Source organism: Paracoccus solventivorans (assembly GCF_900142875.1).
Taxonomy (GTDB): domain Bacteria; phylum Pseudomonadota; class Alphaproteobacteria; order Rhodobacterales; family Rhodobacteraceae; genus Paracoccus; species Paracoccus solventivorans.
The window spans coordinates 640,388-667,041 of the sequence record NZ_FRCK01000001.1 but is presented as its reverse complement, the minus strand read 5'-3'; the positions used below and the strand labels follow the sequence as shown (position 1 = coordinate 667,041).

The 26,654-nt window shown below is 69.3% G+C and carries 23 protein-coding genes and 1 tRNA gene; 14 read left to right on the top strand and 10 right to left on the bottom strand.

Features of this window, described 5'->3' with window-relative positions:
• A partial coding sequence (locus BUB57_RS03275) for a transposase (RefSeq protein WP_143159589.1) occupies nt 1-119 on the bottom strand: 119 nt, incomplete at its 3' end.
• A 113-nt stretch (nt 120-232) separates the two neighbouring features.
• Here BUB57_RS03275 and BUB57_RS03270 point away from each other — a divergent pair.
• From BUB57_RS03270 to BUB57_RS03250, 5 genes are all read left to right on the top strand, one after another.
• Complete coding sequence (locus tag BUB57_RS03270) at nt 233-1,363, top strand: GNAT family N-acetyltransferase (protein WP_073061914.1); 1,131 nt, start codon at nt 233-235, stop codon at nt 1,361-1,363.
• 93 nt (nt 1,364-1,456) lie between these two features.
• Entirely contained in the window at nt 1,457-4,348 is a 2,892-nt protein-coding gene (locus tag BUB57_RS17235) for a calcium-binding protein (RefSeq protein ID WP_073061911.1), read from the top strand.
• Nucleotides 4,349-4,505: 157 nt separating this feature from the next.
• On the top strand, nt 4,506-5,405 hold the full coding sequence (gene argB, locus BUB57_RS03260; RefSeq protein ID WP_073061908.1) for an acetylglutamate kinase: 900 nt from the start codon (nt 4,506-4,508) through the stop codon (nt 5,403-5,405).
• Nucleotides 5,406-5,494: 89 nt separating this feature from the next.
• On the top strand, nt 5,495-6,010 hold the full coding sequence (locus BUB57_RS03255; protein ID WP_073061905.1) for a SixA phosphatase family protein: 516 nt from the start codon (nt 5,495-5,497) through the stop codon (nt 6,008-6,010).
• A 184-nt stretch (nt 6,011-6,194) separates the two neighbouring features.
• On the top strand, nt 6,195-6,860 hold the full coding sequence (locus BUB57_RS03250) for a L,D-transpeptidase (RefSeq protein ID WP_073061901.1): 666 nt from the start codon (nt 6,195-6,197) through the stop codon (nt 6,858-6,860).
• Here the strand turns inward: BUB57_RS03250 and BUB57_RS03245 are convergent.
• Nucleotides 6,853-8,139, bottom strand: a complete 1,287-nt coding sequence (locus tag BUB57_RS03245; protein ID WP_084731931.1) for a PP2C family protein-serine/threonine phosphatase — start codon at nt 8,137-8,139, stop codon at nt 6,853-6,855. The two genes, BUB57_RS03250 and BUB57_RS03245, sit on opposite strands and share 8 nt — an antisense overlap.
• A gap of 120 nt (nt 8,140-8,259) precedes the next feature.
• The gene (gene ilvA, locus BUB57_RS03240) at nt 8,260-9,507 is read right to left on the bottom strand and encodes a threonine ammonia-lyase IlvA (protein WP_073062117.1); all 1,248 of its coding nucleotides are present in this window, start codon (nt 9,505-9,507) and stop codon (nt 8,260-8,262) included.
• 120 nt (nt 9,508-9,627) lie between these two features.
• On the opposite strand from ilvA, the gene BUB57_RS03235 reads away from it, so the two are divergent.
• Both BUB57_RS03235 and BUB57_RS03230 read left to right on the top strand, forming a co-directional pair.
• Nucleotides 9,628-10,854: an argininosuccinate synthase gene (locus tag BUB57_RS03235; protein WP_073061893.1), complete on the top strand. Its 1,227-nt coding sequence runs from the start codon at nt 9,628-9,630 to the stop codon at nt 10,852-10,854.
• A 582-nt stretch (nt 10,855-11,436) separates the two neighbouring features.
• A tRNA-Cys gene (locus tag BUB57_RS03230) sits at nt 11,437-11,510 on the top strand.
• A 1,094-nt stretch (nt 11,511-12,604) separates the two neighbouring features.
• Here BUB57_RS03230 and BUB57_RS03225 read toward each other — a convergent pair.
• The 7 genes from BUB57_RS03225 to gpmI all read right to left on the bottom strand — a co-directional run bounded on the left by BUB57_RS03225 (nt 12,605) and on the right by gpmI (nt 20,427).
• A complete protein-coding gene (locus BUB57_RS03225; RefSeq protein ID WP_073061890.1) occupies nt 12,605-13,882 on the bottom strand; it encodes a lytic murein transglycosylase in 1,278 nt (425 codons plus the stop codon).
• Between the two features lie 216 nt (nt 13,883-14,098).
• Nucleotides 14,099-14,413, bottom strand: coding sequence for a hypothetical protein (locus BUB57_RS03220; RefSeq protein ID WP_073061885.1), 315 nt, complete (start codon nt 14,411-14,413; stop codon nt 14,099-14,101).
• Nucleotides 14,414-14,483: 70 nt separating this feature from the next.
• Complete coding sequence (locus BUB57_RS03215) at nt 14,484-15,209, bottom strand: DUF421 domain-containing protein (RefSeq protein WP_073061882.1); 726 nt, start codon at nt 15,207-15,209, stop codon at nt 14,484-14,486.
• 377 nt (nt 15,210-15,586) lie between these two features.
• Entirely contained in the window at nt 15,587-16,099 is a 513-nt protein-coding gene (locus tag BUB57_RS03210) for an RNA pyrophosphohydrolase (RefSeq protein ID WP_073061877.1), read from the bottom strand.
• A 7-nt stretch (nt 16,100-16,106) separates the two neighbouring features.
• A complete protein-coding gene (locus BUB57_RS03205) occupies nt 16,107-17,585 on the bottom strand; it encodes a S41 family peptidase (RefSeq protein WP_084731929.1) in 1,479 nt (492 codons plus the stop codon).
• On the bottom strand, nt 17,582-18,907 hold the full coding sequence (locus BUB57_RS03200; protein ID WP_084731928.1) for a murein hydrolase activator EnvC family protein: 1,326 nt from the start codon (nt 18,905-18,907) through the stop codon (nt 17,582-17,584). The genes BUB57_RS03205 and BUB57_RS03200 overlap by 4 nt, the downstream gene beginning before the upstream one ends.
• Nucleotides 18,904-20,427 (bottom strand): 2,3-bisphosphoglycerate-independent phosphoglycerate mutase, encoded by a 1,524-nt coding sequence (gene gpmI, locus BUB57_RS03195; protein WP_073061873.1) that lies wholly within the window; start codon nt 20,425-20,427, stop codon nt 18,904-18,906. The genes BUB57_RS03200 and gpmI overlap by 4 nt, the downstream gene beginning before the upstream one ends.
• Before the next feature lie 263 nt (nt 20,428-20,690).
• Between gpmI and dut the strand changes: the two genes are divergently transcribed.
• The 7 genes from dut to BUB57_RS03160 all read left to right on the top strand — a co-directional run bounded on the left by dut (nt 20,691) and on the right by BUB57_RS03160 (nt 26,648).
• On the top strand, nt 20,691-21,179 hold the full coding sequence (gene dut / locus BUB57_RS03190; protein ID WP_073061870.1) for a dUTP diphosphatase: 489 nt from the start codon (nt 20,691-20,693) through the stop codon (nt 21,177-21,179).
• 3 nt (nt 21,180-21,182) lie between these two features.
• Entirely contained in the window at nt 21,183-22,439 is a 1,257-nt protein-coding gene (locus tag BUB57_RS03185; RefSeq protein ID WP_073061867.1) for a HesA/MoeB/ThiF family protein, read from the top strand.
• A gap of 125 nt (nt 22,440-22,564) precedes the next feature.
• The gene (gene glnH / locus BUB57_RS03180; RefSeq protein ID WP_073061864.1) at nt 22,565-23,305 is read left to right on the top strand and encodes a glutamine ABC transporter substrate-binding protein GlnH; all 741 of its coding nucleotides are present in this window, start codon (nt 22,565-22,567) and stop codon (nt 23,303-23,305) included.
• Nucleotides 23,306-23,386: 81 nt separating this feature from the next.
• Nucleotides 23,387-24,043: a glutamine ABC transporter permease GlnP gene (gene glnP / locus BUB57_RS03175; RefSeq protein WP_073061862.1), complete on the top strand. Its 657-nt coding sequence runs from the start codon at nt 23,387-23,389 to the stop codon at nt 24,041-24,043.
• Nucleotides 24,040-24,768: a glutamine ABC transporter ATP-binding protein GlnQ gene (gene glnQ, locus BUB57_RS03170; protein ID WP_073061859.1), complete on the top strand. Its 729-nt coding sequence runs from the start codon at nt 24,040-24,042 to the stop codon at nt 24,766-24,768. The genes glnP and glnQ overlap by 4 nt, the downstream gene beginning before the upstream one ends.
• Nucleotides 24,758-25,771 (top strand): C45 family autoproteolytic acyltransferase/hydrolase, encoded by a 1,014-nt coding sequence (locus BUB57_RS03165; RefSeq protein WP_073061856.1) that lies wholly within the window; start codon nt 24,758-24,760, stop codon nt 25,769-25,771. Before glnQ ends, BUB57_RS03165 begins: the two co-directional genes overlap by 11 nt.
• Nucleotides 25,728-26,648: a MurR/RpiR family transcriptional regulator gene (locus tag BUB57_RS03160; protein WP_073061853.1), complete on the top strand. Its 921-nt coding sequence runs from the start codon at nt 25,728-25,730 to the stop codon at nt 26,646-26,648. The genes BUB57_RS03165 and BUB57_RS03160 overlap by 44 nt, the downstream gene beginning before the upstream one ends.
• The last annotated feature ends 6 nt before the right edge of the window (nt 26,649-26,654 follow it).

Genomic DNA, 26,654 nt, shown 5'->3' with positions numbered 1-26,654 from the left:
ACCCAGAAGATACCGTTCAGCACCCGCCGGTCATCCACCCGCGCCACCCCACGCGGCTTGTTCGGCAGAAGCGGGCGGATCAGTTCCCATTCAAAGTCCGTCAGATCGAAACGCGCCATCCTGAACCCTCCATAGGTTCAGTGAATCACGCCTGCTATCACAACGGAATCCCGTTTATGAGTTCACAGCCTAGGCGTTTGAACCCGGCCCGCCAGCGCCTATCTTGGGCGTCATGGCCGAGCTGAGCGTTTCCGTCCTGCCCCGCATCGATGCGGTGGATGCCGCCCTGTGGGATGACTGCGGGGCGGGCGGCGATCCTTTTACCAGCCATCGTTTCCTGTCGGCGCTGGAAGCCTCGGGGTCGGTGGGTGAGGGGACGGGCTGGCATCCCTCGCATCTGGTGGCGCGGGTGGCCGGTCAGGTGGTGGGGGTGGCGCCGGCCTATCTGAAGACCCACAGCCAGGGCGAATATATCTTTGATCACGGCTGGGCCGAGGCATGGCATCGCGCCGGAGGCCAGTATTACCCCAAGCTGCAATCCGCCGTGCCCTTTACCCCCGCCACCGGCCCGCGGCTGATCGCCCGCGACAGTAGGGTGCAGGCGGCGCTGCTGGCGGCGATGGCGCAGGTGGCGGGGCAGGCGGGGCTGTCCTCGGCCCATGTCACCTTCTGCACGGCAGACGAACGGGCTTTCGGCGAATCGCAGGGCTGGCTGGGGCGGACCACCACGCAATACCACTGGCTGAACGCGGGCTACGGCAGCTACGAGGATTTCCTGGCGGCGCTGTCCAGCCGCAAGCGCAAGGCGCTGCGCAAGGAGCGAGAGCGCGCCAACGCCTTTGGCGGCCGCATCCTGTCCCTGACCGGCGACGACCTGCGCCCGGAGCATTGGGACGCGATGTGGGCGTTCTATCAGGACACCGGCGGCCGCAAATGGGGGCGGCCCTATCTGACGCGGGCGTTCTTCGACCTGCTGCACCAGGTGATGCGCGACGATTGCCTGCTGGTGCTGGCGGAACGCGACGGCCGCCCGGTCGCCGGCGCGCTGAACCTGATCGGGCAGGAGGCGCTGTTCGGCCGCTATTGGGGCTGTATCGAGGACCACCCCTGCCTGCATTTCGAGCTGTGCTACCACCGCGCCATCGACTTTGCGATCGCGCAGGGGCTGTCGCGGGTCGAGGCCGGGGCGCAGGGCGAACACAAGCTCGCCCGCGGCTACATGCCCGCTGAAACGCACTCGCTGCATTGGATCGCCGATCCGGGGTTCCGCCGGGCGGTCGAGGATTACCTGCACCGCGAAACCCGGCTGGTCGGCGAGGACATGGCCGAGACCGCCGAGTTCGGCCCCTTCCGCCGCGGCTGATTAAAATCCAACGCAAAACTGCGGGCGACGGTCATCGCCTGTTAACCGGCGAAGGCGCAGTATCGGCCTGATTTTCCAGGGGCGGTGGGTGTCATGGCCAGTTTCCAGCATGTCGCGACGATCACGCAGGGCTATGTCGGCAACATCTCGGACCTGACGCTGGGGCAGGTCGGCGGACAGGTGGTGCTGGTCGGTGCCACCTATGCCGGCGGCGGGGTCTCGATCTGGGGGGTGGACGGCACCGGGCTGCTGCCGCGGCTGCTGGGCGATTATGAATACCACCGCAAGCTGACGCATCTGGGCGACCCGCAGGCGGTGCTGCTCGACCGGCCGGGCGGGGTGTCGCTGCTGGCCGCGGGGCTGAACCAGGCCGCGGGGCAGGTGCATGTGCTGACCGACGCAGGCCGCGGCGGCGCCGACCGCGGCTTTGTCGATTCCGCCCTGCCCGAGGATCTGCTGCATGCGGGCAGCTTCACCACCGCCAGCGGGCTGTCGCTGGTCTATGGCTCGACCCGCGGGCAGGCGCCGGTGACGCTGTGGCAGCAGCTACCGGACGGGCGGCTGGTGCAGGGCGACAGCACCACCCGCCCCACCGGCCTGCCGGCGGATGCGCAGATCGACGCGATCCTGCCGCTGCGGGTGGGCGGGCTCGACCTGCTGATCAGCGCCTCGACGCGCGGGAACTTCATCGCCTCGCACCGGGTCCGCCCCGACGGCACGCTGGAACCGGCCGAGCTGTTCGGCGCCGACAACGGCACCGGCTTCAACGGCCCGCGCGACATCGCCGCGGTCGAGGTCGCGGGGCGGCATTATCTGGTGGTCAGCTCGGCGCAAAGCTCGTCGCTGACCACGGTGCGGGTGCTGCCCGACGGCGCGCTGATCCCGGTCGATCACGTCATCGACGAGCTGGCCACGAGATTCCGCAACGCGACGGTGATGGAAACCGTCACCATCGACGGCCGCGCCTATGTGCTGGCCGGCGGCAGCGACGACGGGCTGAGCCTGTTCACCCTGACCCCCGACGGGCGGCTGATCCACCTGAGCAGCATCGCCGATTCGGCCGAAACCACGCTGCTGGACGTCTCGGCGCTGGCGGTGCGGGCGATCGGCGGCAAGATCGCGGTCTTTGCCGCCTCGCAGGTGGAACAGGGGGTCAGCCAGTTCGTGATCGACCCCGGCCCCGTCGGCCAGACCGTGCAGGTCGGCGCGGGGCTGCATGACGGCACCGCCGGCAACGACCTGATCCAGGGCGGCAACGGCACCACCAGGATCAACGGCCATGACGGCGACGACATCCTGATCGCCGGCAACCGCACGCTGTGGATGTATGGCGGCAACGGCGCCGACACCTTCATCCCGCTGCCGATCGCCGGGCAGGTGATGATCGGCGACTATGAACCCGGCATCGACCGCATCGACCTGTCGATGCTGGGGATGATCCGCTCGGTCCAGCAGCTGCGCTTTCAGCCGCTGCCCGACGGCATCAGCGTGCGCTTTGGCGAGACCATCATCGACATCCACACCCGCAACGGCCAGCGGCTGGACGCCAGCCATTTCACCGATGCGATGTTCTCGCTGACCCATTACCAGCCGCCGGACGTGCGCTCGACCATCCACGGCACCGCTGTCGGGGACGTGCTGACCGCCTCGCGCGGGGGCTCGACCGTCTATGGCTATGGCGGCGACGACACCATCTTTGGCAGCGCGCTGGACGATTTCATCCACGGCGGCATGGGCAGCGACAGCGTGCTGGCCGGGGACGGCAACGATACCGTCTGGGGCGGCGCAGGCAACGACCTGATCCGCGGCGGCGCCGGCGACGACCTGGTGCTGGCGGGCGAGGGGAACGACACCATCTGGGGCGAGGATGGCGACGACCTGATCGGGGCCGAGGGCGGCAACGACCGCATCTATGGCGACGCCGGCAACGACCGCATTAACGGCGGTGCCGGCGACGACCATCTCGAGGGCGGGGCGGGCAACGACCGGCTGTTCGGCATGGGGGGCAACGACACCATGATCGGCGGTGCGGGCGACGACCTGCTGCTGGACCTGAACGGCGACAACGTCTTCATCGACCTTGATGGCAACAGCATGATGTTCGGCGGCGCCGGGAACGACCGTTTCCACGCCGGCGACGGCGACGACACCATCCGCGGCGGCGCCGGCAACGACTGGATCGAGGCCGGCGGCGGCCGCGACAACATCCTGGGCGCAGCCGGACACGACACCATTTTCGGCGGGGCGGGCGACGACCTGATCCTGGGCGGCCCGGGCCGCGACGTGATCGAGGGCGGCGCCGGCAACGACCTGATCTTTGGCGGCGAGGATGAGGATCTGCTGTATGGCGATGACGGCGACGATTTCATCTATGGCGAGGGCGGCAACGACACCATCCATGGCGGCGCCGGCAACGACACGCTGCGCGGAAACGGTGGTGACGACCTGCTGCTGGGCGAGGCAGGCAACGACCGGCTGTTCGGCGGCACCGGCCACGACACGCTGCAGGGCGGCGACGGCGCCGACCTGATGCTGGGCGAGGGCGGCAACGACGTGCTGGACGGGGGCGATGGCAACGACACCCTGGACGGCGGCTGGAACGACGACCTGCTGCTGGGCGGGGCCGGCAACGACCGCCTGCTGGGCGGCCCGGGCAACGACACGCTGGTGGGCGGCACCGGCGCCGACCGGATGACCGGCGGCGACGGCGCCGATGTCTTCGTCTTCGAGCCGCCCGATTCGCCCCCGGGGGCCGAGGATGCGATCACCGATTTCACCCCCGGGGTGGACCGGATGCAGTTTGCCGGGTTGGGGCTGGCGCCAATCGGCGGCAACGCGTTTTCCGGCACCGCCGGAGAGCTGCGCTGGTCGTTGCGCGGCGGTCTGACGGTGGTCGAGGCCGACCTGGACGGCGACGGCATCGCCGACCTGTCCATCCTGCTCGAACAGGCCCCGATCCTGTCGGAGGCGGATTTCATCCTGTGACCCTCGGCCCGGGGGCGGGAAACCCGCCCCTTCGGCAATGCCGACACGCCCCGGCCCGAGTTCGCCGATCCCGGCACGGGCGGTCTGGACCTTGCGGCGCGCATTGCCTAGCGTCGCGCCACCTACAGGGATTCCCTTCCGCATGAGACTGCAGCGCATGGACCGAGACTTCGTCACCACCGCCCGAACCCTGTCCGAGGCGCTGCCCTACATGCAGCGCTATGCCGGCGCGGTCGTCGTCGTGAAGTTCGGCGGCAATGCGATGGGCGACGATGAGGCGATGGCCGAGTTCGCCCGCGACATCGTGCTGATGAAGCAGGTCGGCATCCACCCGGTGGTGGTCCACGGCGGCGGCCCGATGATCAACGAGCTGCTGGGCCGGCTGGGCATCGACAGCCATTTCGTCCGCGGCAAGCGGGTCACCACCAAGGAAACCGTGCAGGTGGTCGAAATGGTGCTGTCCGGCCTGGTCAACAAGCGCATCGTGCAGGCGATCAACGACGCCGGCGGCCGCGCCATCGGGATTTCCGGCAAGGACGACGACCTGATGGTGTGCGAGCCCGACGACCCCGAGCTGGGCTTCGTCGGCCGCCCGGTGGAAATGAACATCCAGATCATCCGCGACCTGTACGCCGCAGGGCTGATCCCGGTGATCGCCCCGGTCGCGACCGGCATGGCCGACAACGAGACCTTCAACGTCAACGGCGACACTGCCGCCGGGGCCATCGCCGGCGCGCTGCAGGCCGACCGTCTGCTGCTGTTGACCGACGTGGCGGGGGTCAAGGACGGCGCGGGGCAGGTGCTGACCCAGATCCACCCCGACCAGGTGCGCGCGATGATCGCCGACGGCACCATCGCCGGCGGCATGATCCCCAAGACCGAGACCGCGCTGGCAGCGCTGGAACAGGGGGTGCGCGCGGTGGTGATCCTGGACGGGCGCGTCCCCCATGCCGCGCTGCTCGAGCTGTTCACCGAACAGGGGGCGGGCAGCCTGATCCGCTCGACCGAGCCGCGGATCAAGCCGCACGGGCTGCGCCAGGGTGGAAGCGAACTTTGACGCCGACCCGGTGCGGTCCCGCTTGCGGGTCGCAGCATCGGGTGGCAGTCTGATTTACTGTCGGAACAACCGCAAGGGGACGGATCAGGATGACTTCACCGGGACATTGCCGCCTGATCCTGACCCGTCATGCCAAGTCGGACTGGGACGACCCGTCGGTCTCCGATCACGACCGGCCGCTGAACGCGCGTGGCCGCCGCTCGGCCCGCGCGCTGGGCGACTGGCTGGCCAGCCGCGGCTATGACCCGGAGGAGGTGCTGTGTTCCTCGTCGCGCCGTACCGCCGAGACCTGGGATTGCGCCGCCGACGCGGTGTTCGAGACCTTGCCGGTGCTGCGGATCGAACCGGCGCTGTATCACGCCGACCCCGCCACGATGCTGCGGGTGCTGCAAAGTGCGACGGCGCCGACGGTGATGATGATCGGCCACAATCCCGGCATCGCCGCCTTTGCCGCGATGCTGCCGGCGCAGCCGCCGCTGGACCCGCAGTTCCGCAGCTATCCCACCGCGGCGACGTTGGTGGTGGACTTCCAGGCCGAGGACTGGGCCGAGGTCCAGCCCGGCCAGGGCAGCGTGCGGGATTTCGTGCGGCTGGACGGGCGCTGACCGCCTCTGCGCCGGTGCGGGTCGTCGCCTGTGGCCGCGCCACCGCATCGTGCCGGGAATCCGGGCCGATGACAGGGGTTTGAGTTGATCTGCCCGGCGCCCGGACTATCTGCTGGATGCAGGTTTTCGAGCAACGCCCGCCAAGAGCCGGAAGCGCCGGGCAGAAGGCAGAAAGGAAGAATCCATGTCCGCGAACACCCCCTCTGACCCGGGCCGGCGCCGCTTTCTGGCAAGCTCGGTCGCGCTGGGTGCGGCAGGGCTGGCCGGGCCCGTGGCCGCGCAGGCGGTCGACCCGTGGACCGGCCAGATGCTGCGGCGCATCCTTCCGGCTGCGGCCGGGGCGACCCCGGATGCGGGGGTGGTCCAGGTCGATGCGGCGCAGGACAACCGCCGGAACGTCTCGAGCTTTCGGATGCACGACTGGCGGCCGTATTTCTCGACCCTGAAGAACGGCGCGATCCTGGTCGACCTGACCTCGCGCGCGCTCAGCTTCTGGTCCGAGGACGGCAACGATTTCCGCCTGTTCCCGACCTCGGTGCCGGTCAGCCCCGACCTGACCCGCACCGGCCGCACCGAGATCATCAAGAAGGTCGAGGGCCCCAGCTGGGCGCCCACCCCCGAAATGAAGAAGCGCAATCCCGAATGGCCCGATTTCGTTCCGCCCGGGCCGGACAACCCCATGGGCACCCATGCGCTGTGGCTGAGCTGGCAGTATTACCGCATCCACGGCACCCATGACACCCGCAAGATCGGGCGCAAATCCTCGAACGGCTGCATCGGGCTGTATAACGAGCATATCGTGCAGCTTTACAACCTGACCAAGGTGGGGACGCAGGTCCTGGTCATGTGACCCCCTCGGGCGGCGCGTCGCCCGCGCCCGGGTGCGGCAGCAGCGCCGCGCCCGGCAGATGCTCGATCAGCACGGCCGAGCGGTCGTCGGCGCGGTCCCCGCTGGCGAAGCTCGACACCGACCAGGACATCGATTCCAGCAGGGCATTGCCCGACAGCGGCGCGTTCAGCCGCAGGATCGCGCGCAATCCCTCGGAGCCCAGCATCTCGCCCCGCGGCCCGACCGCATCGGTGATCCCGTCCGAGACGATCAGCATCCGGTCGCCGGGGGACAGCGCGACTTCCAGCTCGTCATAGCGGGCGCCGGCGACCACCCCCACCGGCAGCCCGCCGTTGCCGATCTGCTCGATACTGCCGTCGGCGCGCTGGATCACCGGATGCGGGTGGCCGGCCTGCACCAGCCGCACCCGCTGCCGCGCCAGGTCGAGCCGCGCATAGACCATCGTCAGATAGGCGTCGGTCTGCGGCCCATCCAGCATCATGTCGTTCAGCGTGGTGACCAGCCCCGAGACAGAGGCGCGCAGGTCGTGGGTCATCGCCTCGATCTGCGCCGCCAGCCGCGCGGTCAGCAGCGCCGCTGCGACCCCGTGCCCCGAGACATCCACCGCGTGGATTCCCACCGCATTGTCATCAAGCTGATGAAATCCCACGAAATCCCCGCCGATCATTCCGGCCGGGCGCATCAGCAGCGTGATGCGGAAGGCGCCGAAGCGGCGCTGGTGCTCGCGGATCATCGCCTGCTGCAGCCGACGGGCCGCGCGCAGGTCGGCGTTCATCTGCTCCTGCGTCTGGCTCAACTGTTCCAGCGCCGATTTCAGCTCGCGGTTGGCGGCGGTCAGGTCGTCGTGCATGTCCAGCACCCGCTCGGCCGCGGCGATCCGCGCCAGAAGCTCGGCGTCGGAAACCGGCCGGGTCAGGAACTCATCCGCGCCTGCCTGCAGCGCCTCGGCCACGTCGATGCGGTTCGAGCCGGGGCCGAGCAGGATGAAATACCCGTAGCCTTGGCGCCGCAGCGCCCGATGCGCCCGGCACAGATCCAGCCCCGACAGCCGTTCCAGCATCAGATCCGCCAGGATCAGGTCGGGCGCCCGCTCGCAGCATATCTCCAGCGCCACCGCCCCGTCGGCAACCTCGAGCACCCGGTAGCCGCTGCGCTTCAGCCGGCTGGATAGCTGCCGCCGTTGGACATGGTCGCCATCGGCCAGCAGCACCAAGCGCCGGCGCGAATCGCGGCCCGGCGTGCGCAAAGAGGTGGAGGGAACCCGATTCGGCAGTTTCATGCGCCCTTGCTAGCAGGCGCTTGTGAACGCCCGGTTAACGCGGCCGTTCACGATTTCCTAAGGATTATGCGGCAATCAAGGCCGGAAAGGAGGACAGCAGATGATTCGCGGGGAATGGGCTCAGATCAGGAACTCTGACAGCACCGGGTCGCCGGTGATGTCGCGCCAGTCGAACCCCGCCGCGGCCAGCCGCTCGGACAGGGCCGACAGGTTGGCGGGGCTGCTGGTCTCGATCCCGATCAGCACCGAGCCGAAGTTGCGCGCCGATTTCTTGAGATATTCGAACCGCGCCACGTCGTCCTCGGGGCCCAGCAGGTTGAGGAACTCGCGCAGCGCCCCCGGCCGCTGCGGCAGGCGCAAGATGAAGTATTTCTTCAGTCCGGCCCAGCGTTGCGCCCGTTCGCGCACCTCGGGCAGGCGCTCGAAGTCGAAGTTCCCGCCCGAGCAGATGCAGACCACCCGCTTGCCCTCCAGCGCGCCCTCGGCGGCCAGGTCGCGTAGCGCGTCCACCGCCAGCGCGCCGGCGGGCTCCAGCACGATGCCCTCGACGTTCAGCAGCTCGATCATCGTCGCGCAGACCCGGTCCTCGGGCGCGACGATCACGTCGGCCGGGGAAAACCGCGACAATTGTTCGAAAGGAAGATCTCCGATTCGCGCCACCGCGGCGCCGTCCACGAAATTGTCGACCGCCGGCAGCTTGACCGGATGCCCGGCCTCGAGCGCGGCGCGCAGGCTGGCGCCGCCCCCAGGCTCGACGAACACATGCCGCGCCTCGGGGAAGGCGGCGCGGATCAGCGCGGTCACGCCCGCCGCCAGCCCGCCCCCGCCCACCGGCAGGATCACGATGTCCGGGCTGCCCTCGATCTGTTCCAGGATCTCGGCCGCCACCGTCGCTTGGCCCTCGATCACATGAGCATCGTCGAACGGCGACAGGAAGATCGCGCCCTGCTGGACGGTGAAATCCTGCGCGGCCTTGAGGGTCTGGTCGAAGTAATCCCCGGTCAGCACGATCTCGATCGCGCCGCCGCCGAACACCCGGGTCTTGTCGATCTTCTGCTTCGGCGTGGTCACCGGCATGAAGATGGTGCCCTCGGCCCCGAAATGGCGGCAGGCAAAGGCCACGCCCTGCGCATGGTTGCCGGCGCTGGCGCAGACGAAATGCGCCCCCGGCGCCGCCCCGGCCCGGCGCATGGCGTTGAAGGCGCCGCGCAGCTTGTAGCTGCGCACCGGGGTCAGATCTTCGCGCTTGAGCAGGACCTCGGCCCCGTAGCGGGCCGACAGGAAGTCGTTGCGTTGCAGCGGCGTCGGCTCGAACAGCGCGCGCAGCGCCGCACTGGCCTGTTGGACAGGGGTGTTCGGTTCGCTCATGGCCGAGCAATAGGCGCCCCCGCGCCGGATTGCCAGCGGCGCGACATCTGCGGCCTCCCCTTGCCGGACCCGGCAAAACCCCATAATCCGCGGGGAAAATCTGGTTGAAAGGGCCCGCTGATGACTGACGCGCCGAAAAAAGTGGTTCTCGCCTATTCGGGTGGGCTGGATACCTCGATCATCCTGAAATGGTTGCAGACCGAATACGGCTGCGAGGTGATCACCTTTACCGCCGATCTGGGCCAGGGCGAAGAGCTGGAGCCTGCGCGCGCCAAGGCCGAGATGCTGGGCATCCGCCCCGAGAACATCCACATCGAGGACCTGCGCGAAGAGTTCGTGCGCGACTATGTGTTCCCGATGTTCCGCGCCAATGCGCTGTATGAAGGCCAGTACCTGCTGGGCACCTCGATCGCGCGGCCGCTGATCTCCAAGCGGCTGGTGGAGCTGGCGCAGAGCCACGGCGCCGATGCGGTCGCCCACGGCGCGACCGGCAAGGGCAACGACCAGGTGCGGTTCGAGCTGTCGGCCTATGCGCTGGACCCCTCGATCAAGGTGATCGCGCCCTGGCGCGAGTGGGACCTGACCTCGCGCACCCGGCTGATCGAGTTCGCCGAGCAGAACCAGATTCCGATCGCCAAGGACAAGCGCGGCGAGGCGCCCTTCAGCGTCGACGCGAATCTGCTGCACACCTCCTCTGAGGGCAAGGCGCTGGAAAATCCCGCCGAAGAGGCGCCGGATTACGTCTATCAGCGCACTGTGAACCCCGAAGATGCGCCGGACACCCCCGAATACATCGAGGTCAGTTTTGAGCGCGGCGATGCGGTCGCGATCAACGGCCAGCCGATGTCGCCGGCCACGATCCTGGCCGCGCTGAACGACTACGGCCGCAAGCACGGCATCGGCCGGCTGGATTTCGTGGAAAACCGCTTTGTGGGCATGAAGTCGCGCGGCATCTACGAAACCCCCGGCGGCACCATCCTGCTGGAGGCGCATCGCGGCATCGAGCAGATCACGCTGGACAGTGGCTCGGGGCATCTCAAGGACAGCCTGATGCCGCGCTATGCCGAGCTGATCTACAACGGCTTCTGGTTCAGCCCGGAACGCGAGATGCTGCAGGCGCTGATCGACAAGTCGCAGGAATACGTGTCGGGGACGGTGCGGCTGAAGCTCTACAAGGGCTCGGTCCATTGCGTCGGGCGCTGGTCCGAGATGAGCCTGTATTCCGAGGCGCATGTGACCTTCGAGGACGACGCCGGCGCCTATGACCAGAAGGACGCGGCCGGGTTCATCCGCCTGAACGCCCTGCGCCTGAAGCTGATCGGCAACCGCAACGCCCGGGTGAAATAAGGGGACGCTGCTCCCGGCCCCTTGCAGGGGCCTCCGCCGGGGATACTTGGGGGCGTGCCGGGGTTGGCAGGCAGGTTGCGGAGACGGATCGCCGGCGCGAACGCGCGGCGGAACGTCGCAGTTGGCTGGCGATGCGGTGCATCGTTGATGCGCGCGACCCGTTTGACAGACGCTGCAAGGCGGAGCTCTCTGCCTGAAGATGATTGGCAACCACAATACCCGGTGAATAAGGGGGGTGCTGCCCGGCCCGTTGGGCCTCCCCCGGGATATTCGATCCGACCCCCTGAGCCGTCGCGATTGACGGACATTGCGGTGTGCGCGACCCAGTTGACAGGCGCTGCAAGGCAGGATTGCTCCGCCTCTCCGCCTCTCCGCCTCTCCGCCTCTCCGCCTCTCCGCCTCTCCGCCTCTCCGCCTCTCCGCCTCTCCGCCTCTCCGCCTCTCCGCCTCTCCGCCTCTCCGCCTCTCCGCCTCTCCGCCTCTCTGCCGGGCGCACGCGGAGGAGTGCGGGCGCGCGCGGAGGAGTGCGGAACGTCTTGCAGGGCGCGGCGGTTTCGCCTATCTCTCCTCGCACCTTGAGGCGGCGGGTTGGCGGAGAGGTTACGCAGCGGATTGCAAATCCGTGAAGACCGGTTCGATTCCGGTACCCGCCTCCATATTATGGCTGCGATTACAGTTGGTTATGTTTGCCTCTCTCCCATCAGTTTTCTTGTTCCGATTGCTGTTCCGAGGTTCCCGCTTCGGTCGCGGCCTGTTCTCCGGGCGCCATCGCCTGCCTTGCCCGCGTCGTCTGACGTGCCTTATGCAGGTGGATTCGCAGGTTTAAGATGGCCTGGTGGGGCTTGGTCTGCTCGTCGGTTGCGCCCGGCTCGGCCGGTTCCCTGCCGCAGGTGGTGCAGGGGGTGACTGTTAAAGTCTTACCTGCCGATCTTCCGTCGCATGGACCATGATCTCTCCTCGTCTACGACGCGATAACCGACGGGACCGCCATCGAGCGTTGCAAGTCGCCGGTCCAGCGTTCTGTCTGTCAGTATTGTTCGAGACCTTGGGCTTGACCGCTACACCGCGCAGGATGCCTCTTGCAGTGAGTTGATCAGGGGCAGCATCAGGCGCATGCTTGGTTTGGCGCTTTCGACCCGGATGGTTCTATCCTCGATATCGCCGGTGCTCGTTCTCAGCACATTGCCGATCCTCTGCGCGGTGCCCGGCACCAACTCGAAGGCAGCGCGCGCCTGTCTAGGGGCGTCTCAGGGGAAGCCCGCGCATAAAGGTCGATAATGGTCGCCACATGGTGAGCCCTCCACCCCCTCTGCGCCGCGATCTCCGTCAGCGTCAGGTCCGCGCTCAGCGGCCGGGTTGCGGCTGGGTTGTAAGGATTGTGCAAAGTCGGATTGTAGTTCGGGCCTTTGGGGCTGGTCCGGCCTTGTCCCGCTATGGACCCCAGAGTCTCGAATGCTCTGTGCTCTGTGCTCTGTGCTCTGTGCTCTGTGCTCTGTGCTCTGTCGACGAGCTGCCGCCTGCGTTGCTTCGAACCAGTAGCCCATCGCGTGATGCGGGCATCAAGGAGCGCCCCATTTCGGCGTTTCCGCAATCCCCGTCTGCTCGCGCTGGCTGCTCCGGGCCCGGATGCGTCGCCCGTTGCAGTCTCTAACTGCAATCAGGAACGTCGGATCCGCCCCCACCGCCCCAACAAACGAAAAAACCCCGGGCCCGCCTGCCGCCCGGGGTTTCGCCGCCGTGCTGCCGGGGCTCAGCGGCCCCGCAGCTGTCCGAGCAGGATCGAGGTCGCGTAGCCGTCGGGCGGGGCGCCGATCGAGCGTTGGAAGGCCGAGATCGCCTCCATCGTGCCGGTGCCGATCTTGCCGTCGATCTCGTCGCGGTAGAAGCCGCGGGCGGTCAGCAGGCGCTGGATCTCGACCCGCTCGGCCTGGGTCAGCGGCCGGTCGGAACGCGGCCAGCTGGCCTTGACGCCGGGACGGCCGGCGATGGCCTCGGCCAGGTAGCTGACCCCCAGCGCATAACTGTCGGCGTTGTTGTAGCGCAGGATCGCGCGGAAGTTGTCGAGGATCAGGAACGACGGTCCGTTCGCCCCGGCCGGGCGGATGATCGAACCGGTGCCCTCGGGCAGAGAGCCGCCGTTGATCGGGCGCACGCCCATCGCCGCCAGCTGCCGGGTGCTGGTTCGCGTGCCCTTGCCGACGGCGGTGAAGCCGGCGGGCAGCACCACCTCGGTCCCCCAGCGCTGGCCGCGCACCCAGCCGTTGCGGGCCAGATAGGCGGCGGTCGAGGCCAGCGAATCGGTGGGATCGTCCGACCAGATGTCGCGCCGCCCGTCGCCGGTGAAATCCACCGCATAGGACAGATACGAAGTCGGCATGAACTGCGTGTGTCCCATCGCGCCCGCCCAGGAGCCCAGCATGTGCTGGGGGTCGGTGTCGCCGGCCTGGATGATCTTCATCGCCGCGATCAGCTGGTTCTGGAACATCTCGGACCGCCGCCCGTCATAGGCCAGCGTCGCCAGCGCCGGGATGATCTGCATCCGCCCACGGTTGGCGCCGAAGTTCGATTCCATCCCCCAGACCGCCAGCACGATTTCGCGCGGCACCCCGTAGCGCGCCTCGATCGCGGCCAGGGTCGAGCCGTGGCGCGCGGCCATCTGCCGGCCGGTGGCGATGCGTTCCGGCGACACCGCGCTGTCGAGATAAAGCCAGATCGGGCGCGAGAACTCGGACTGGCGGCGGTCGAGGCGGATCACCTCGGGGTTGTAGCGGGCGATCCGCATCGAGCGGTCGTAGGTCGCGGCCGAGACCCCCGAGGAGATGGCGCGCGGGCGGAAATCCTGCACCCAGCGCTGGAAGCTGGCCTCGGTCCCGGCGTCGGCGGCCGGGATCGGGGCAGGGGTGACCGAGGAGCCGGTGCCGGCGCCGATGGCACCGAGGCCCGGGCCCATGCCGATCCCCATCCCGCAAGAGCCCAGGATGGTGACCGCGGCGGCGGACAGGGCGAGCCTGCCGATGGAAGATCTCATGTCACTGCCTCGTTGCTTGTCGTTTTCGTTGGGTGGAGTCTAGCCGCGCGCCCGGGAAACTGGCAACCCGTTCCCCGGGCGGGCCGGCCGGCGGCGGCTGATCCTTGCGCAGCGGGGGTTGGGGAAGCGGCGCTGAAAGCAGGGGGCGTTGCCCCCGTCCCTTTCGGGACTCCCCCGGGATATTTTTGCAAGGAAGAATGAGGGGCGCGGCCCGGGTCAGCTGTCGGGGAACAGCGGCTCGAACTGGGCGACGATGACGCTGTTTTCGGCCAGGGCGCGGTCCATCAGCGCGCGTTCCTCGGCGGGGATCTCGCCCTCCTGCGCCAGCCGGTCGGCGATGCTGCCGTAGCCCTGCACCTCGAGCGGGGCGAGATCGGCCTGTTTCAGCACCGCCACCGTCTCGCGCACCGCCTCGTCCTGGTCGGCACCCGAGGCATAGCAGACCAGCGCCGCGCCTGTCGCGCCCTCGGGCAGGCCGTCGCCGGGATTGCGGCCGACCTCGACCAGCAGCGTGTAGACCTGATGCGCCATTGCCAATTCCCTGTGCCGTTCCGTGCGGGGATGCGGCAAAGCCCCGGGCTTGGCAAGGGGCGGTGCCGGTTCAGCGCTGGTCGGCGTCGGCCGGGCGCGGGCAGCTGGCCAGCGTCCAGCCCTGTTCGCGGTGGCAGTCGGCGCAGGCGAGATCCTGCTGCGCTCTGTCCGCCCCGCGCCGCGCGCCGCAGTTCATGCAGCACACGTCGTCGCGTCCGGCAAAGTCGGCCAGCGGCGACGGCGGTTCGACCTCCATCGGGGGCACGATCGGCAGACCGGGGATCGCCTGCGCCCGGCGGAACACCGACAGCCCGCCCCCGGCCTCGAGATAGGCGACCTCGATCTGTCCCAGGTTCGAGATGCCCTGCACCCGCAGCATCGACTTGATCTCGAGCGGGCTGAGGTCGCGCTGCGCCAGCGCGTCGCACAGGATGCGGCTGTCGACCACCACCGGCAGGGTGCGCCCGTCGATGATCCGCTTGGCGACGTTGTAGCGTTCGATCAGCGTGTCGAGCAGCTTGTTCAGCCCCACGATCAGGGTGATGACCAGCATGGCGTGGAACAGCGGCACCTCGGGGTAGAAGGTCGCATCGCCCACGGCCGAGCCGAGCGCGATCACCAGCAGCAGGTCCACCATCGACAGCTGTGCGACCGAGCGCCCGCCGATCCAGCGGATCAGCGTCAGCGTATAGGCGTAGATGACGACGGTGCGGAACAGGATTTCGGCATAGAACAGCGCCGGATGATCGCCCAGGAACATCCGTTGCAGGTCGAAGGCGGTGATCGGATCGTCCATGGCTCCATCCCGAAGCGTGCGAGCAGATGACCGCGCGACATTGGGACAGGCCGCGGGCGCGGGCAAGCGGGGGTTGCGTGGGTGCCGCCGGAGCGGGGGAGAGCCCGCGGCCACTGCCGTGGCCTTCTCGCTGAAAACGGTCCGCCGGACCATCCGGCAGGAAAACAGCCTCGTGGACTGTTTCCGATCCGCCTCCTGTTCCGGGTGCTCGGAAGCTCCGGGATATTTGGGGCAAGATGAAAGCGCCGGGGGGTTTGGGCTGCCGGGCCCGTGGGGAGTGCGCGGCGGTCGGCCTTCTGGCCGTTCTCAGGTTATCGGGCGCTTGCGGCTTGCGGACCCTGATCCGGCCGGGGATGCGCGGCCCGGGCGCGGCAGGGTCAGCGGTCGGCCAGATGCGCGCGGAAGATGTCGAAGATCGCGTCGTAGACCTGGCGCTTGAACGGGACGATGCGGTCGCGGATCTCGGCGGCGGTCATCCAGGCCCAGGCGTCGAACTCGGGGTGCTCGGTGGCGATGTCGATCTGCGCGTCCGAGCCGTTGAAGCGGACGAGGAACCATTTCTGCACCTGCCCGCCGTAGCGCCCGCCCCAGATCCGGCCCAGCAGTTCCGGCGGCAGGTCATAGCGCAGCCAGCCCGGCGTCTCGGCCAGGATCTCGCACAGCTCGGGGGCGATGCCGGTTTCCTCGTGCAGCTCGCGCAGGGCGGCGGCGCGGGGGTCCTCGCCGTCGTCCAGCCCGCCCTGCGGCATCTGCCAGGCGTCCGACGGGTTGTCGATGCGGTGGCCGGCAAAGACCCGGCCCGCGGCGTCGATCAGCACCACCCCGGCGCAGGGGCGATAGGGCAGGCCGCCGGGGCCCGGGGGCAGGTCGTCGGGCGAGGCGCTGTTCATCGGCTGCTCACTCCTCGGCCGGGGCGTCGTCGGCGGGGCGGTCCACCGGGCGATTGCCGTTGCCGGTCGCGCCTTCGCGGGCGCTTTCGCTGGTCGCGTCCTCGCCGGTGGCGGCCGGGGTGCTGGCCGCGGCCACGTCGCGGCTGGTGAAATCCACCGCCGCCAGCCCCTTGAGGATGTCGACCGCATAGGCCAGCTGGTAATCCTCTTGCCGCAGCTCGGCGGTCTGCTCGGCCTGCCGCGCCTCTTCCTCGATCTGGCGGCGTTCCTCGTCGCTGACCGAATCGTTGTTCAGCGCGCCGCGCAGGTCGCTTTCCGAGGTCGAGAAATTGGAGGCGCTGCGCGGGGATTTCTGCTCTTCGTCCTCGGCCGGGCGGGTGGGCGGCTGCTGGACGATGATGTCGGGGTTGATCCCCAGCGACTGGATCGACCGGCCCGAGGGCGTGTAATACCGCGCCGTGGTCAGCCGGATGGCGCTGTCCGAGGTCACCGGCATCACCGTCTGGACCGAGCCCTTGCCGAAGGACTTCGTGCCCACCACGATGGCGCGGCGGTGGTCCTGCAAGGCGCCGGTGACGATTTCCGAGGCGCTGGCCGAGCCGCCGTTGATCAGCACCACCATCGGCTTGCCTTGCGCCAGGTCGCCCGGCTCGGCGTTCCAGCGCCCGCTTTCCTCGGGCTTGCGACCGCGGGTGGACACGATCTCGCCCTTGTCGAGGAAGGCGTCGCTGACCCGGACCGCCTGGTCCAGCAGCCCGCCGGGGTTGTTGCGCAGGTCCAGCACGAAGCCGGTGATCGCGTCGATGCCGCCGGCTTCCTCGACCGCCTTGTCCAGCTCGGACTTCAGCGTGTCATAGGTCTCGTCGTTGAAGGTGGCGACGCGCAGCACCACGGCGTGGCCCTCGATCCTCGTGCGCACCACGGTCAGCTTGATGGTCTCGCGCGTCATCTTGACGTCGAAGGGCTCGGTCTCGCCCTCGCGCAGGATGGTGACGGTGACCTCGGACCCGACCGGGCCGCGCATCTTGTCCACCGCCTCGTCCAGCGACAGCCCCATCACCGATTCGCCGTTGACGTGGGAAATGAAGTCGCCCGGCTTGATCCCCGCCGCGTCCGCGGGGGTGCCGTCCATGGGCGAGATCACCTTGACCAGCCCGTCTTCCTGCCCGACCTCGATCCCCAGGCCGCCGAAGCTGCCGCGGGTCTGGGTCTGCATGTCCTGATAGTCGTTGGCCGACAGGAACGAGGAATGCGGGTCGAGCGAGGTCAGCATCCCGTTGATCGCGGCCTCGATCAGGGTCTTGGCGTCCACGTCCTCGACGTAATCCTGCCGCACCCGCTCGAACACGTTGCCGAACAGGTCCAGCTGTTCGTAGATCGAGGCGTTCCGTTCGGATTCCTGCGCGATCAGCGGCGCGGCCAGCTGGGTCGTCACCAGAATGCCGGCCAGCGCCCCGCCGATCCCGGCCATCAGATATTGCTTCATTCCGTCGTCCTGACCTGCTCTGCCTCTTCCCCGCCGTCGGGCGTGTCGGTGTCCGTGCCCGGGCTCATGACCGGATTCATCACGAACCACTCGGCGGGGTCCAGCGTTTCCTTGCCCTTGCGCAGCTCGACATACAGTTTCTGCGCGTTTTCCGGGCCGCTTCCGCCGGCCGCGGCCTCGACGAAGGCGGCGCCGAACTCGGCCGCGGGGCCTTCCTGTCCGCCCATCAGCCCCATGGGTTCCCCGGCGATCAGCACGTCGCCGGTTTCCCCGAATACCTGCGCCAGCCCCGCCACCACCAGCAGATACCCCCGCGCCGGCTCGACGATCATCACATTGCCGTAATCGAGCAGCGGGCCGCGATAGCGGATGGTCGCGGGCCATGGCGTGGTGACCAGCGCGCCCGGCTGGGTGGCGATGGTCAGCCCGGGGCGTCGGATGCCGTTTTCGTCGGGCTCGTCATGGCCGCGCAGCACCCGGCCCAGTGCCGGCAGTGCCAGGCTGCCCTGTGCGGCCTCGAAATCGGCCATGGGGGCGCCGATGTCCTTTTCCATCGTCACGATCCCGTCGGCGAACGCGTCCAGCGTGTCGGCCGAGGCCAGCAGCGCCGTCAGCTCCTTGGGGTCCTCGCCAAAGCGCACCGGCATGGACGAGCGGTCGGTGACGGCGGACGCCAGCAGCCGCCGCGCCTCCTGCACGTCGGCAAGGCCGCGGGCGAGCGAATCGGCGGCGGCCTGCTCGATGCGGCGCACGGTGGCGATTTCGTCAAGCGAGGCGCCCAGCCGGTCGGCCTCGGCCTGCAGGGCCGGGGTGACCGCGGACAGGATCATCCCCGATTGCGCGGTGCTGGTGGCCCCGGCTGGGTGCAGCAGCATCAGGGTTTCGGGTGATTGCTGCATCGCCACCATCACGCCGACGATGCGGGCCAGGCTTTCGCGCTGCGCCTCGAAATCGGCGCGCAGCTGCGATTCTCGCAGGGCGGCGCGGCGCAGGCTGTCGCGCAGCGCGGCCTGTCCCTGTTCATAGGCGCGGATCACCTCGGTCAGGGCGATCACCTGGTCGTCGGCGGTCAGCGCCTGGTCCAGCTTGCCGATCGCCTCGCGCAGCGATTGTGCGGCGGCGGCGGCGGCGCGGCCGGCGGCCTCGGCCGGGGTTTCCGCCTCGGCGATGTCGGTGGCGTCGCCGCTGATCGTGGTGACGGCGCCCAGCCCGTGCTCGGACACCACGGTCTGCGCCTGCGGCGCCGGGCCGGGCAGCGCCAGTCCCGCGGCCGTCAGCAGCGCCAGCGCCAGGGCGGGCAGGGGGGCGGTGCTGCGGCTCATGACACCAGCAGGCTGCGCCCGGTCATCTCTGGCGGCTGGTCCAGCCCCATCAGCGCCAGCACCGTCGGCGCCACATCGGCCAGCCGCCCGCCGGCGCGCAATGATGCGCCCGCAGGTCCGCCCCAGACGATCACCGGCACCGGGTTGGTGGTGTGGGCGGTGTGCGGCCCGCCGGTGGCGGGGTCGACCATGGTTTCGCAGTTGCCGTGGTCGGCGATGATCACCGCCGCGCCGCCGGCCTGTTCCAGCGCCGCCAGCATCGCGCCCAGCCCCCGATCCACCGCCTCGCAGGCGCGCACCGCGGCGGGCAGGCTGCCGGTATGGCCCACCATGTCGGGGTTGGCATAGTTCACCACGATCAGGTCGTAGCCCTCGCCGATGGCCTGCACCAGCCGGTCCGTCACCTCGGCCGCCGCCATTTCGGGCGCCAGGTCATAGGTCGCGACCTTGGGGCTCGAGGGCATGAAACGGTCCTCGCCCGGCTCGGGCGCTTCCTTGCCGCCGTTCAGGAAGAAGGTGACATGGGGGTATTTCTCGGTCTCGGCCAGCCGGAACTGCCGCAGCCCCTTGCCGGCGACCCAGGCGCCCAGCGTGTTCGGCACCTGCCGCTTGGGATAGGCGGCGGTCATGTATTCGTCGTGCAGCGCCGAATAATCCACCATCCCCAGCACCGCCGCCCATGCCGGCCGCCCTGTCACGTCAAAGGCGTCAAAGCCGGGCTGGGCGACGGCCGCCATGATCTCGCGCGCCCGGTCGGCGCGGAAATTGAGGCAGAAGAACCCGTCCCCATCCGCCGCGCCCGCATAGCCGGGCAGCACGGTGGGCTGGATGAACTCGTCGGTCTCGCCCCGCGCATAGGCGGCGGTCACGGCATGGGAGGCGTCCTCGGCGGCCAGCCCCCGGCCGCGCACGATGGCGTCCCAGGCGCGCTGCACCCGCTCCCAGCGGTTGTCGCGGTCCATGGCGAAATAACGCCCGCAGACGCTGCCGATGGTCACGCCCGCGGGCAGGTTCCCGGCCAGCTCGGTGACGAACCCCAGCGCCGATTGCGGCGGCACGTCGCGCCCGTCGGTGATGGCGTGCAGCACCACCTTCACCCCATGCTGCGCCACCGCCCGGCAGGCGGCGACCACATGGGCGATATGGCTGTGCACGCCGCCGTCCGACACCACGCCCATCAGATGCGCCGTGCCCCCGGACGCGCGCAGCCGCGCGATGAAATCGCCGATGCCGGGGTTCTGAAAGAAGCTGCCGTCCTCGATCGCCAGGTCGATCTGGCCCAGGTCCATCGCCACCACCCGGCCCGCGCCGATATTGGTGTGCCCGACCTCGGAATTGCCCATCTGCCCCGAGGGCAGCCCCACATCCGGCCCAAAGGTGATCAGCGTCGCATGGGGGCATTCCGCCAGCAGCCGGTCCATGTTGGGCGTCTGCGCCTGATCGGGGGCGCTGAACTCGGGACGGTCGGAAATCCCCCAGCCATCGAGGATGCAAAGGACAACGGGACGGGGAAAGCGCATGGAAAGCCTCTCGCGGCGGATCGGTGCCGGGTTTCTACGGGCCCCGACCCGCATCGGCAAGGCGCGAGCGCGTGACCGCACGCCCGCGCCGCGCCCGTCGCCCCGCGCCCGCCCCGTCTTTGGTGCAGAAATATCCCGGGGGAGCGCCCGGTACGGGCGCGGGGGCAGCGCCCCCATCTTTCCCGCCCGTCCCGCATCGCCAGCGCGTGACCTTGCCCCGGCGATGGCGTAAGCCTCGGGCGAAACCTGCCCGGCCGGACACAATGACCCCCAACCCCACCCCTCTGGTAGAGCTGAAGATCCTCGACCCCCGGCTGCGCGACTGGGGCCTGCCCGCTTATCAGACCTCGATGGCGGCGGCGCTGGACCTGTTCGCCTGTATCGACGCCGAGCTGACGCTGGACCCCGGCGCCCCGGCGCAGCTGATCCCTTCGGGCATCGCGCTGCACATGGCGGATGCGCATCTGGCGGCACTGGTGCTGCCGCGGTCCGGGCTGGGGCATCGCAAGGGGCTGGTGCTGGGCAATGCCGTCGGGCTGATCGATGCCGATTACACCGATCAGCTGCTGGTCAGCGCCTGGAACCGCAACCCGCCCGGCGGCCCCGCCATTGTGATCCAGCCCGGAGAGCGCATCGCCCAGCTGCTGTTCGTGCCGGTGGTGCGCCCGCAGCTGGCCGAGGTCGCGGCGTTTTCCCGCCCCAGCCAGCGGCAGGGCGGCTTCGGTTCCACCGGCAGCGGCGTGGAGGGCTAGGCGATGGTCTGGACCGTTGTGCTGATCCTGGCGGCGCTGGCGGTGGGCTGGCGCTTTGGCGCGGGCGTGCTGTCCGCGGTGCTGGCGGCGATCTGGATCGCGGGGCTGGCCGGGCTGTGGCACCGCCAGGCCGGCGGGCGGCCCTTCATGCCCTCGGACCTGTGGGTGCCGGCGGTGGGGGTGGCGGCGCTGGTGCTGGGCTATACCGCGGCCCTCGGCCGGCTGCGGCGACGCTCGGCGCCGCTGGCGGGCGAGGGGGGCGGGACGTTGATCCCGCGCGCCGTGCCCGCGCCCGCCGAGCCCGCCGCGGACGGGTGGGAAGGGGGGCGCTGCACGCTGCTGACCCAGCCCGAGCGCGAGGCCGCGCCTACCGCAGCCGCAGCTGCCGTCGCGCCCGCCCAGATCAATCCCGCCGCAGTCGTTGCCCCTGCAACCAGCGCGGCACCCCCTGCCGCCACCCCCGCCGACCCCGATTCCCCGCTGTCGGATGACGAGCTCGACCGCTACGCCCGCCATATCGTCCTGCGCGAACTGGGCGGGCGCGGGCAGCGGCGGCTGCGGCAGGCGCGGGTGCTGGTCGCCGGCGCCGGGGCGCTGGGGTCGCCGGTGCTGCTGTATCTGGCCGCGGCCGGGGTGGGGCGGATCACCGTGGCCGACGACGACACCGTGGGGCTGTCCAACCTGCAACGGCAGGTGATCTTCGCCACCGCCGACGTCGGCCGTCCCAAGGTCGAGGCCGCGGCCGAGGCGTTGGCCCGGCTGAACCCGCATGTGGGGGTGACGCCGCTGTTCCGCCGCATCCGCGAGGACGACGCGGCGCTGGTGGGGGCGCATGACCTGGTGATCGACGGCACCGACAGCTTTGCCTCGCGCCGGGCGATCAATGTGGCCTGCGTGGCGGCCGGGGTGCCGCTGCTCGCCGGCTCGATCGCGCAATGGGAAGGGCAGGTCGCGCTGTACGACCCCGCCCGCGGCGGCCCCTGCCTGAGCTGCCTGTTCCCGCAGCCGCCCGCGCCCGGGCTGGCGCTGTCCTGCGCCGAATCCGGGGTGGTGGGGGCGCTGCCCGGGGTGATCGGCAGCATGCTCGCGCTTGAGGCGATCAAGCAGCTTGCCGGCATCGCCGACAGCGGCGCGGGGGCCGGCCTGCGCGGGCAGATGCTGATTCTCGACGGGCTGTGGGGCGAGACCCGCCGCATCACCCTCTCTGCCCGCCCCGGTTGCGAAATCTGCGGCGGCGGCGGCGCGCAGCCGGGCTCCTGACGCGGTTTTCCCGGGGATCGGAGTTTTCCGCGCAGCTGCGCAAAATTAATTGCTTTTTAACCCGGATTGCGCAAATGTTTTTGCATGGCCGGGTGGACACCGCCCGCCGACTGGGAGGAAGTCAGATGAAGAAACTGCTCGCGCTGGCGGCTGCCGCCAGCTTTGCCTTTGGCATCGGGGCCGCGCAGGCCAAGGACCTGATCGTCGCCACCGACACCGCCTTTGTCCCCTTCGAGTTCAAAGAGGGCGACAAATACGTCGGCTTCGACATCGACATGTGGGATGCGATCGCGCAGGACATTGGCGTGTCCTACGAGCTGCGCCCGATGGATTTCGCCGGCATCATCCCGGCGCTGCAGACCGGACAGGTGGACGTGGCGCTGGCCGGGATCACCATCAACGACGAACGCCGCAAGGCCATCGACTTTTCCGACGGCTATTACGACAGCGGCCTGATGCTGATGGTCCCCGCCGACAGCGACATCGCCGGCACCGCCGACCTTGCGGGCAAGAAACTGTCGGTCAAGACCGGCACCTCGGCCTCGGACTATGCCGAAGAGCATTTCAAGGACACCGAGCTGCGCAAGTTCCCCAACATCGACAACGCCTATCTCGAGGTCCGCACCGGCGGCGTCGATGCCGCCATGCACGACACCCCGAACGTGCTCTACTACATCGCCACTGCCGGCAACGGCCAGGTCAAGGCGGTGGGCGAACAGATGATGGCGCATGAATACGGCATCGCCTTCCCCAAGGGCAGCGAGCTGGTGACAAGCGTCAACGAGGCGCTGGCCAAGATGAAGGCGGACGGCCGCTACGACGCGATCTACGAGAAATGGTTCGGCACCAAGCCGCCGACCAGCTGATCGCGTCGGGTGGGGGCGGCGCGCCCGCCCCCAAGGCCCACCCTCAAAGCCCGTCTCGTGCCGTCCTGAACGGAGGTTCCCTTGGAAATCGACTGGTCCGTCGTCCCCGGCTTTCTGCCGCAGCTTGCCGCGGGCGCCCGCGTCACCATCCTGATCGCGCTGGCGGGGCTGGTGGGGGGCACCATCCTCGGCCTGATCGCCGGGCTGATGCGCGCCTATGGCGGGCGCGTGCTGAACGCCATCGCATTCGTCTATATCGAGCTGATCCGCGGCACCCCGATCGTGGTGCAGGTGATGTTCCTTTACTTCGCCATGCCGGTGCTGACCGGGCTGCGGGTGGACCCGATGACCGCCGCCATCCTGGCGATCGTGGTCAACGCGGGCGCCTATATCGCGGAAATCGTGCGCGGCGCCTTCCTGTCGATCCCGCGCGGGCTGACCGAGGCCGGGCTGGCCATGGGGCTGCCGCACTGGAAGGTGCTGGCCCATATCGTCGGGCCACTGGCCTTCCGCCGCCTGATCCCGCCGCTGGGCAACCAGTTCATCGTCAGCCTCAAGGACACCTCGCTGTTCATCGTGATCGGGGTGGGCGAGCTGACCCGGACCGGGCAGGAGATCATGGCCTCGAACTTCCGCGCGGTGGAAATCTGGACCGCCGTCGCCGTCATCTACCTGATCATGACCGGCACCCTGACCGCCATCCTTCGGCTGATCGAAAACCGCATGAGGATCCTGTGAGCATCATCGAGTTTCGCAAGACCTCCAAGCACTTCGGCGATCTCAAGGTGCTGGACCAGGTCGATCTGTCCATCGAGCAGGGCGAGGTGGTGGTGCTGATCGGCCCCTCGGGGTCGGGGAAATCCACGCTGCTGCGCTGCATCAACGGGCTGGAGCAGATCACCGGCGGCGACCTGATCGTGGACGGTATCTCCGTGCGCGAAGGCGGCCGCCAGCTGCGCCGGATCCGGCAAGAGGCCGGGATGGTGTTCCAGCAGTTCAACCTGTTCCCGCAGATGACCGCGCTGCAGAACGTGGCCTTCGGCCCGCGCAAGGTCCGCGGCCTTGGCCGGGCCGAGGCCGAGGCGCAGGCGCTGGAACTGCTGGACAAGGTCGGCCTGAAGGAACGCGCCCATCATGTGCCCTCGGCACTGTCGGGCGGCCAGCAGCAGCGCGTCGCCATCGCCCGGGCGCTGGCGGTGCGGCCCAAGGTGATGCTGTTCGACGAACCGACCAGCGCCCTGGACCCCGAACTCAAGCAAGAGGTTCTGACCGTCATGCGCCAGCTGGCGCAAGAGGGCATGACCATGGTCGTGGTCACCCATGAGATGAGCTTCGCCCGCCAGGTCGGCACGCGGCTGATCTTCATGGAGCACGGCAAGATCTCGGTCGACGGCAACCCGGTCGAGGTGATCACCAACCCGCCCAGCGAGCGGCTGAAGGATTTTCTGCAACATGTCGAATGAGTCGCCCGAACTGGGCTGGCAAACCCTGTCGGGACCGGCGCGAGAGATCGGGCTGGCCCTGGGACGCGCGGGGCGCGCGGCGGTGCTGCGGCACCTGCCGGGCCATCCGCTGTGGCAGGAGCTGGTCTCGGACCGCCACGCCGCGCGGGTGGCGCGGATGGCGCAGGCGACCCGCGCCGGTTTCCCCGCGATCTGGGCGGAAATCGAGGGGCTGGCCGAGGGGCTGGGCCTGCCGGTGGAACAGGTGTTCGCCTGGAACTGCCGGGGCGATCTGCTGGCCTCGGTCCCCGACGGCTGCACCACGGTGCTGGTCCCGGGCGACACGCCCACGCTGGCCCATAACGAGGACGGGCTGCCGTTCTTTCGCGGCGCCTGCTTCATCGCCGATGTCGCGCCGCAGGGGCAGCCGGGGTTTCGCAGCTTCTGCTATCCCGGCTCGATCCCCGGCCATACCTTTGCCTTTACCGATGCCGGGCTGGTGCAGACCGTCAACAACATCCGCCTGACCGGGGTCGAGGCCGAGATCCCGCGCATGGTGCTGGGCCGGGCGGTGCTGGCGGCGGGGACGCTGGCCGAGGCGCTGGGGATCCTGCAGGACGCGCCCTCGGGCGCGTTCCATTTCGGGCTGATGCAGCGCGGCGACGGTCGCATCCTGTCGGTGGAATACGGCGGCGGCGAGTGTTCGGTGCGCGAAATCACCGCCCCTGCGCTGCACGCCAACCACGCGCTGTACCTGCCGCGCGGGCTGGCCGGGCAGATCGTCACCGACTCCTCGCGCGACCGTCAGGCCTGGGGCGACCGGCTGCTGGCCGAGGGCCGCGCGCCGCTGGAAATCCTGCGCGACCGCTCTGGCCCCGGCCTGCCGATCCGGCGCGACGACGCCGACGACCCGGACGAAGAAAACACCCTTGGCACCGCCGTCTTTACCCTGAACGGCGCGGGCCTTGACTGGAGCATCCATGACCGCGCAGCCGGCCCCCCACGCTATAGCGGCACCGCCTGAGACGCTGGCCGAGCTGCGCGCGCTGGCGCAGGACATTGCGCAGGGCGATGCGCGGGTGGCGCTGGGGGCAAGGGCGCGGGCGACGCTGGCGAGGATGCTGGATCTGGCCGGCGATCCGGCGCTGCTGTCGATCACCCGGCTGGCGGAACGGCTGTCGGTCAGCCCCTCGACGCTGACCCGGCTGGCGCGCTCGCTGGGCTATCCGGGGTTTCCGGCGCTGCAACAGGTGCTGCTGTCGACCTCGCTGCAGGGCACGGGGGCGTTCTATTCGCAGCGCGCCCGGGCGGCACTGGAAGGCGGCGGCTCGCTGGCCGCGGGTGCCGTGCGGCTGTGCCGGGAAAACCAGGACAACATCGGCCGCTTTGCCGACACGCTGGACGAGGCGGCGCTGGCTGCGGCGGTGGAACTGATCGTCGCCGCCCCGCGCATCGCGGTGCACGGCATCCGCCAGTTCCACGCGGTGGCCTCGTTCCTGGTCTACGGGCTGCGCATGATCCGCTCGGACGTGTCGCTGCTGGACGGCAGCGGACTGGGCGTGGCCGAGGGGCTGGCGCTGCTGGGGCCCGAGGGGCTGCTGATCTCGACCAGCTGCGCGCCCTATTCGGCGCAGGTGGTGGCGGTGGCGGCCGAGGCGCGGCGGATGGGGCTGGCGACCATCGCGCTGACCGACCGCGCCAATTCGAAACTGGCGACCGGGGCGCGGGCGGCGCTGCTGGTCCCGCACGAGACCAGCTTTCTGTCGAACAGCATCGGCGGTTTCATCGTGGCGGTGGAATGTCTGGTCAACGCCTGCGCCGCCGCCAACCCCGACACCGCCCGCCGCGCCTTGCACCAGCGCGACCTGATGATTGCGCGGCTGGGGATCGAGCAGCCCTGACGCCGG

Excerpts from the sequence above, each read along its gene's own strand:
- BUB57_RS03270 (WP_073061914.1), top strand. The coding sequence starts at position 233 with ATGGCCGAGCTGAGCGTTTCCGTCCTGCCCCGCATCGATGCGGTGGAT.
- BUB57_RS17235 (WP_073061911.1), top strand. The coding sequence starts at position 1,457 with ATGGCCAGTTTCCAGCATGTCGCGACGATCACGCAGGGCTATGTCGGC.
- argB (WP_073061908.1), top strand. The coding sequence starts at position 4,506 with ATGGACCGAGACTTCGTCACCACCGCCCGAACCCTGTCCGAGGCGCTG.
- BUB57_RS03255 (WP_073061905.1), top strand. The coding sequence starts at position 5,495 with ATGACTTCACCGGGACATTGCCGCCTGATCCTGACCCGTCATGCCAAG.
- BUB57_RS03250 (WP_073061901.1), top strand. The coding sequence starts at position 6,195 with ATGTCCGCGAACACCCCCTCTGACCCGGGCCGGCGCCGCTTTCTGGCA.
- BUB57_RS03245 (WP_084731931.1), bottom strand. The coding sequence starts at position 8,139 with ATGAAACTGCCGAATCGGGTTCCCTCCACCTCTTTGCGCACGCCGGGC.
- ilvA (WP_073062117.1), bottom strand. The coding sequence starts at position 9,507 with ATGAGCGAACCGAACACCCCTGTCCAACAGGCCAGTGCGGCGCTGCGC.
- BUB57_RS03235 (WP_073061893.1), top strand. The coding sequence starts at position 9,628 with ATGACTGACGCGCCGAAAAAAGTGGTTCTCGCCTATTCGGGTGGGCTG.
- BUB57_RS03225 (WP_073061890.1), bottom strand. The coding sequence starts at position 13,882 with ATGAGATCTTCCATCGGCAGGCTCGCCCTGTCCGCCGCCGCGGTCACC.
- BUB57_RS03220 (WP_073061885.1), bottom strand. The coding sequence starts at position 14,413 with ATGGCGCATCAGGTCTACACGCTGCTGGTCGAGGTCGGCCGCAATCCC.
- BUB57_RS03215 (WP_073061882.1), bottom strand. The coding sequence starts at position 15,209 with ATGGACGATCCGATCACCGCCTTCGACCTGCAACGGATGTTCCTGGGC.
- BUB57_RS03210 (WP_073061877.1), bottom strand. The coding sequence starts at position 16,099 with ATGAACAGCGCCTCGCCCGACGACCTGCCCCCGGGCCCCGGCGGCCTG.
- BUB57_RS03205 (WP_084731929.1), bottom strand. The coding sequence starts at position 17,585 with ATGAAGCAATATCTGATGGCCGGGATCGGCGGGGCGCTGGCCGGCATT.
- BUB57_RS03200 (WP_084731928.1), bottom strand. The coding sequence starts at position 18,907 with ATGAGCCGCAGCACCGCCCCCCTGCCCGCCCTGGCGCTGGCGCTGCTG.
- gpmI (WP_073061873.1), bottom strand. The coding sequence starts at position 20,427 with ATGCGCTTTCCCCGTCCCGTTGTCCTTTGCATCCTCGATGGCTGGGGG.
- dut (WP_073061870.1), top strand. The coding sequence starts at position 20,691 with ATGACCCCCAACCCCACCCCTCTGGTAGAGCTGAAGATCCTCGACCCC.
- BUB57_RS03185 (WP_073061867.1), top strand. The coding sequence starts at position 21,183 with ATGGTCTGGACCGTTGTGCTGATCCTGGCGGCGCTGGCGGTGGGCTGG.
- glnH (WP_073061864.1), top strand. The coding sequence starts at position 22,565 with ATGAAGAAACTGCTCGCGCTGGCGGCTGCCGCCAGCTTTGCCTTTGGC.
- BUB57_RS03165 (WP_073061856.1), top strand. The coding sequence starts at position 24,758 with ATGTCGAATGAGTCGCCCGAACTGGGCTGGCAAACCCTGTCGGGACCG.
- BUB57_RS03160 (WP_073061853.1), top strand. The coding sequence starts at position 25,728 with ATGACCGCGCAGCCGGCCCCCCACGCTATAGCGGCACCGCCTGAGACG.